Genomic DNA, 6477 nt, shown 5'->3' with positions numbered 1-6477 from the left:
ACGCACTCCATCCAGAGTCTATAGGGGCATAAATCACTATTTTGTCAGCTGAAATATTGAATTTTCAAGGAGCGAAGCCCATTTCAGGTATGGGAAGTCTTAGTTATTAATATACTGTCTGTACGCCGCTTTCGCTTCATCCTCCTGAAGGTTCAGGCCAAATTGTCTCCCCGGTAAATAGCAGTTGTTTTTTGTACTGATCTTGTATTGATTGATACGCCGGCATTCTTCTTTTACCAGCTCATAACATCCTTCCCTGCAGTTGGATATGGACAGGGAGATGACGTCATAGTTCCCATTCACATAATCATTGAGCAGGAAGAAATCAATAAAGTTTGAAAACCCTTTCCATCCTCTTCCAAATAATTCGAACCATTCTTTTTCTTCACAGATCTCCTGCCACAAAGACTGTTTATGGCTGGATACCCCTTCAAACCCACATTCATAGGCATTCTTGATTTCATCCAGACACAAATCGATCCTGTCATAGATACCTTTTCCGCCTTTCGTTGTGTTGATGGAAGGAGTCTTTCTCAACCAAAGCATATGCCCTCCGAGAAGTCTGGTCCTCTTCAATCCCTCTCCGATCTCCCTGTCTGTAAATCCATATTCCAGTCTGGCCCAGTTCCAGGAAGGTCCGATGTAGTCTGACCCGTATCTACGACCTTCCTCATCCGTAAGTTCCGTCTCCTCTGTTTTTGAAAATAACAACTCATTTTCCGCATAATTCGTTTTCCCACCAAACACTTTTGCCAGATCTTCATATAATCTATGACTCCGGCAATCCGGATCCAGGCTCTTCCTGCCACAATCCTTATCATAGCAATATTTTTCGGGATCAAATGCTCCTTTATTTTTCATTTCCAGAACATCATCAATATAGCAATAATCTCTGTTCATCTTAATTTTCTCCATATTTTTCATATAATCTCCTGGCTTTCTCCGCCACCTGGCGTCTGATACTCTCCGGTTCCAGAACTTCCACCCGGTCACTATATTGAAGTGCCCAGTTCACCATTGCAAACGGGCTGCACATTACCTCCACAATATCACTCTTTCCCACGAATCGGAATGTATCTCCAAACCAGTCGTGAAGAAAAGTATAGTCTGCCTTTTCCCGCACTCTTGTTATCTTCAATCTGATTTTTACCGGCTCATCAAAAGCCATGTTAAGGTGTGAAAGATGAAAGTCTTCACTCCATTGCTTTGGAAGATTTTCCACGCTCTCTTTTTTCAATGCCGGAATTCCTGGAATTCCAAGCTTTTCATCACGTCCCGGTATCTCCATTTCTCCCATCAAATCCACTCTCCAGATAGACATATTCCGGACAATTTCTCCGTTGATCGTCACCTCTTTACATGCCAGAAGATAATATTTTCCTCCATTTGCAACAAGGTAATACGGGCTCACTGTATCTTTCTCTTTCCTGACAGGTTCCAGTTCCTTTCTCCTGTTGTAGCCATAAAACCGAAATCTGATCTGCACTCTCTCCTCAATCGCCTGCTGGATCATCTTGAGATTCTCTCGTATTCGCCCCTGATCCGCAAGCTGCGGTTCATTCACTCTGCAAATCTGTTTTGCTCCCTTAGGATAAAATTTTGTTGTAAGATGGCTCTCTATCTTTTCTATGAGTTTCTCCCCGTCTTCAGGTGCGATCGTCTTTGAAAATAAGATCCCTTCTATCAGACTGTTTATCTCGTCGTAAGAAAATATATGATTATAATACAGTCCCCGGATCGGCATCCGTTGAGTATCCTCTTCATCATCTTCTTCCGCATTCCCCCCGCTTCCATATCGCCTGGCAAATGCATCGAAAATAATTCTCCATTCTTCCTCCGGATTCATCATTTCGTTACTGTCCGAATTCATGGCATTTGCCATATTCACTATAGTATCATTAAATGTTTCCTTGTTCCCGATATATTGCTTCAAATACTCAATCTTTCTCAGATCTGACTGCTTCACCTTATGCTCCTGATCCGTATTCTTTTTCAGATACTCAAGTATTCTGTAGGATCTCTCATATTTGGATGGTTTATTTGAATACCGCTCTGCCATACACCATTTCCTTTCAAACTACAGGGCAAGGGCATTTAGCCCCGCCCCCTTTTCTTTTATCTTAATATAAACTGATAATGATGTACAACGATATTCTCTTTCTTTTCCTCAAGAGGGAAAATCCAACGAATCAGCAGATCTGCTTTCTCCTGCGGTTCAAGCCATTCCGGATGCTCAGCTACCTGCTCTCTAAAATCTTTATTCCAGATAACGGCATCCTCTCTCGGGTATTTCCCTTTCCTGTCATACATCGTCACTTCATATTCACTGTTGTAGATCTCAACCAGTATCTTTAGCCCGGTATGTTCGTAAAACTTCTGAAGTTCTGTCGGATGAAAGCTTTCCGGAATAATTTCTAAAAGATTCTGCACTTCAGGGATATATCTGTTCTTCATCAACTCAATAAATCGCAGATGCTTTCCATTTCTTGCATCCAGTTTCAGATAATCTTCGACAGCCTGAAAATGATTGATCAGTATGTTTTTCTGCGGTAAACCCATAAAAGCACCTCTTTCTTGATTCTCAAGAATCACATATTCTCTTTTCCATGTAAGTTACGCTTTTCATTATACAAAGTAAATGGGCGGAAAAATCCGCCCATTTAACATTTTTTCACTATTTTAACCTCTCCACTTTTATTCACTCTTTCCCGTGTCAATAATCTTTTGTAAGTTAAATCCATGCCAATCGCTCCCAGTGGAGTGGTAATCAAAATTGCCAGTACTACAACTAACAGCACAAGTCAGATCAGCAAAAATGCGATGAAAAAGCAGTATATAAAATTCTTCTGGTGATTACGGATCAGAGTAAGAAGATTAATGTATACATTTCTTAAATTTAATTATGTGTTTTATTGGAATTCCATAACAACCACTGACCGGGATCGATGGCTTCAAAATACGTTGATTACTGACCTCATCGATTTGTAATTGATACATATCAAATCCATATGTTTGATAAAACTTAATTGCATTGCAATTATCATTTGTTGTTTCCACATACAAAGTTTGCTTTTCTCGTTGTTTTGCGATAGCTTCAATTTTTTCAAGCAAACGTTTTCCAATCCCTTTTCCAGAAACAAAGGAATTTAATGAAACGATATGTATCGCAACCGGATCCTCAAAAAATGTTATAATACCTTCCAAAGTATTATTGCTTAATATTTTTATATGTTCAATCTCCAAAAGGTTTATTTTTTTTGAATCATATATCATAAAAACACTTCCCCAGTTGCTTTCAAAGATCTTCTCCAAAGATTCCATAAAATAACCTCCCTTCAATTAAATGTCTATTGTATCTTATTTTTTATACGCAAACAGGCTTCTGTGTGCATAATCCAATGTCTGGAGAACGGCATTTGAATTAGTCCACGAATATCTTTATTGCACCAATAATCAATCAGCCAATTTGCTTTTTCATCTTCCTTTATCACCGAATGTGCTACGATATCTTCAATACGGAAAATATGCCAGATCGAATAAGCGATCGTCTTACTATGATAGCCATCAGCATTAATGAACGGGATCGAGTTAAAATCTTCTCTGCGTAGTTCCTCTTTTAAAGATACTAAGGTTTGCATTAACTGACTTCGTAAACTGAACAAAGTATCAACCCCCATCTTATATGTATCTTTCTTTTTAATTTGTCCCTGCATTGTTTTATTAAGTTCAGACCATTCTTTATTCATGTTCTATTTACTCCTTTTCTATTATTTTACCAAGATTGAAACAAGAGTAACAAGATTAATTTTTCTATAATTGAAAAGCACTTGGGCAAGGAGTCATAAATAACTCCTTGCCCTTCATTTTGTCCTTCATTCTGAATTATCTCAATTCACTCACTTCTATTGCATAAATTTCCGACCACTCATTCATGTTTAGCAATTCTTCCTTTTTCGCAATTCCCGAATACCCATAAATAAGCATTCCATTCTCTTCGATATACTCTGCTGCCTCTTTGTATATTTCAGAAGTCTCATTCATCATTTTTAAAAATGATTCTTGTTCTCCCATATATCTCAGCATACTTTCAAAATGGGTCTGCATAACCTCTGTATTCTCAATTTTATTCTCCAAAGGCTGCGTTTCTTCGTCATGATTCCATATAATCATCTCTGGATATTCCTTTGTGTCCCATCCCAGATTACATGAACGTAACAATTCGCACTCAATGCCCAGATTTTGATTTCTTCCTCCAGTATATACGGCACACCAGTTAGCATATGAATTCTTTTCCTTTTTAAATTTAACAAATTCATTGTAATCGACCATTTTATCCAATGTTGCATAAAAAACATACTTTACATTTTCTTCTAAGCCTTGAAGAGCTTCTGTGGCCTGTTCTCTGGTTCCACCTGAGAAAAACATCTCTTTGCCCGCTGCCTCTATCTCACGAAGCGATTGTTCTTTCAAATCCTCTAACTGAAACCAGGCAAATACATTATCGTGAGGTGGATTTAGCAAATTCATATCATAAAGATTCAAATTTCCTTTATTCAAGGCACCTGCAATATTCGTAAATTTCCCATTATAGGAAACATTTTGATAAATGTTGATATCATAATTTCCATAACCTTTATCTCGTACTACAACATTATCCCGAACATATCCTGGAATTTTTAATTCTGTATACACCCTGAGATCCAAACTCATTTGATTTGTATTTTCAAATATCTCCTTTCCCGGGTCATAATAAAACAATGAAACAATGTTAGGAAATACAAACAAAATCAAACATACAATCACAATGACAATACTTCCAGTGATAATCCCCATTTTTATAAATGCCTTACGAATACTTTTTTTAATCATACCTGCAAATTGTTCTGTTTTGTCGTATTCTTCACTTTGATTATACTCAACATGTAATTCTTCACCTAATTCATCTTTTTCAAATAAATATTCGCTGATTGCCTCTTGTCTTTCGATATCCTGCTCCACTTTCTTTTGAAGTTCTTCCGGCAATTTCTTTTAATGGCATCTGCCCAAAATACTGTAGCTCCAGTACTTCCCTCTTAACAGGGGATAATTTTTGCATTGCTGTGTACAAAATTCTTGTCTCCTGTTTGGAAATATATTCTTCTAGAAATTCGTCAACCTCTAATTTAGAAATCTTCTTCAAATATTCCTCATCACAAATTTCCCGCCTGTTTCGTTTATACAAATTGTAAAAAAGATTTCTTGCGACTTTATACAACCATGCCCGCATATTTGTGTGATATTCCGGTAATGCCAGGATTGCTTTTAAGAAAGTTTCTTGTAATAAGTCTTCTGCCAACTCTTTTTGCTGGCACATAGAATACAAATACAAAAACAATTCTTTTCCATACTGATGATATAATTGTTTTATCATTTTTTCTTCCAAGCATCTCACCTCTTTTTCATAACTTAATCCTATCTACCCATATAACAAATTAAATGTCAATATGTTACACATAAAAAGAGAGGGCCGCTCCATCATCTGATTTGGATGACTTTACGACCCTCTCTACGCTTTGGACTCCATCATTTATATCCCATAAATTGGTCAGTGCTAAACTTCCATTGTACCTGAATTCTTTTTAGCAAGCCCTCTTATCAATACGCCAATCAATACGACTGTATCTACAACTAACATTGCTATAATATTTTTTACTATTCCATAAATAAAAAGTATAGAAAAAAGTTCCACTGATAAAGCAAGGAAGCACATATAGTTTGTTAAATACTCTGTCATAACCTCACAATAAAAATTCATCTGCAATTTTCCGTAAATAATCGGCCTGACAAAATAACGGATTACAATACACGCTATCGGATAAGCAAAAATAAATTTCTTGTCCACCAATGAGGACACTGCCCCATCGCTCCACTGTACAGGAATTTTCGGCGGCAACTTTGTGTAAAACAATAAAGCTATCAATAAGCATACTACCGTAATTATTGTCCATGTAACAAAGCTCCCCCATATATACAAAAAGCTAACCGAATCCAATTTGAACACAGGCTTATTATCACTCCAATATTTCTCTAATTCTGCCACATACTGTTCTACTTTTAAGTCACTATACTCTATAGTTTCTTCGTCAAGCATTTTTTCACACAGTTTTTTTGCTCTGTTTAATTCACTAATCTGACCTCTTAGTATTTTATTTTGTTTTTGGATCACTTCCCGTAATGATACGTTTTCTGATATAATACTTCGTATATCCTCAATAGAAATTCCCAATGTTCTAAGATATGCAATCTTTTTAAGATTCTCTATATCTCTATTGGAATAGTCTCTATAACCGTTTCTTTCATTTCTTACAGGAACAATCAGTTTTTGGTTAATTGAAATCCTTACTGCAACATTGAAGTTGTAACTGCACATTGAAAACTTTATGAAGTTGTAACTGCATAATATCATGAGTAATTGCAACAGTTTTAAGCTGTTTTTCT

The 6477-nt window shown here is 36.7% G+C and carries 8 protein-coding genes; all 8 read right to left on the bottom strand.

Features of this window, described 5'->3' with window-relative positions; all coding sequences use genetic code 11:
* Positions 1 to 99: 99 nt before the first annotated feature.
* Positions 100 to 900 carry a DUF6994 family protein gene (locus tag H6A32_RS15375; RefSeq protein ID WP_204864773.1) on the bottom strand — a complete coding sequence of 267 codons (801 nt, stop codon included), beginning with the start codon at positions 898 to 900 and terminating at the stop codon, positions 100 to 102.
* A 1-nt stretch (position 901) separates the two neighbouring features.
* The gene (locus H6A32_RS15370) at positions 902 to 2059 is read right to left on the bottom strand and encodes a WYL domain-containing protein (protein WP_204864772.1); all 1158 of its coding nucleotides are present in this window, start codon (positions 2057 to 2059) and stop codon (positions 902 to 904) included.
* Between the two features lie 56 nt (positions 2060 to 2115).
* Positions 2116 to 2559, bottom strand: a complete 444-nt coding sequence (locus H6A32_RS15365) for a hypothetical protein (RefSeq protein WP_087166896.1) — start codon at positions 2557 to 2559, stop codon at positions 2116 to 2118.
* Between the two features lie 315 nt (positions 2560 to 2874).
* Positions 2875 to 3321: a GNAT family N-acetyltransferase gene (locus H6A32_RS15360; RefSeq protein ID WP_118636682.1), complete on the bottom strand. Its 447-nt coding sequence runs from the start codon at positions 3319 to 3321 to the stop codon at positions 2875 to 2877.
* Positions 3322 to 3347: 26 nt separating this feature from the next.
* Positions 3348 to 3746: a hypothetical protein gene (locus H6A32_RS15355; RefSeq protein ID WP_204864771.1), complete on the bottom strand. Its 399-nt coding sequence runs from the start codon at positions 3744 to 3746 to the stop codon at positions 3348 to 3350.
* 136 nt (positions 3747 to 3882) lie between these two features.
* A complete protein-coding gene (locus H6A32_RS16950) occupies positions 3883 to 4998 on the bottom strand; it encodes an anti sigma factor C-terminal domain-containing protein (RefSeq protein WP_204864770.1) in 1116 nt (371 codons plus the stop codon).
* Complete coding sequence (locus tag H6A32_RS15345) at positions 4949 to 5422, bottom strand: RNA polymerase sigma factor (protein WP_204864769.1); 474 nt, start codon at positions 5420 to 5422, stop codon at positions 4949 to 4951. Before H6A32_RS15345 ends, H6A32_RS16950 begins: the two co-directional genes overlap by 50 nt.
* 168 nt (positions 5423 to 5590) lie before the next feature.
* Positions 5591 to 6477 (bottom strand): MerR family transcriptional regulator (locus H6A32_RS15340; RefSeq protein ID WP_430749599.1); only part of this gene is annotated, 887 nt, incomplete at its 5' end.

This window comes from Drancourtella massiliensis (genome assembly GCF_016900655.1).
Lineage (GTDB): Bacteria > Bacillota > Clostridia > Lachnospirales > Lachnospiraceae > Sellimonas > Sellimonas catena.
Note: the sequence above shows the minus strand (reverse complement) of the source record. Positions and strands in the feature narration are given on the sequence as shown.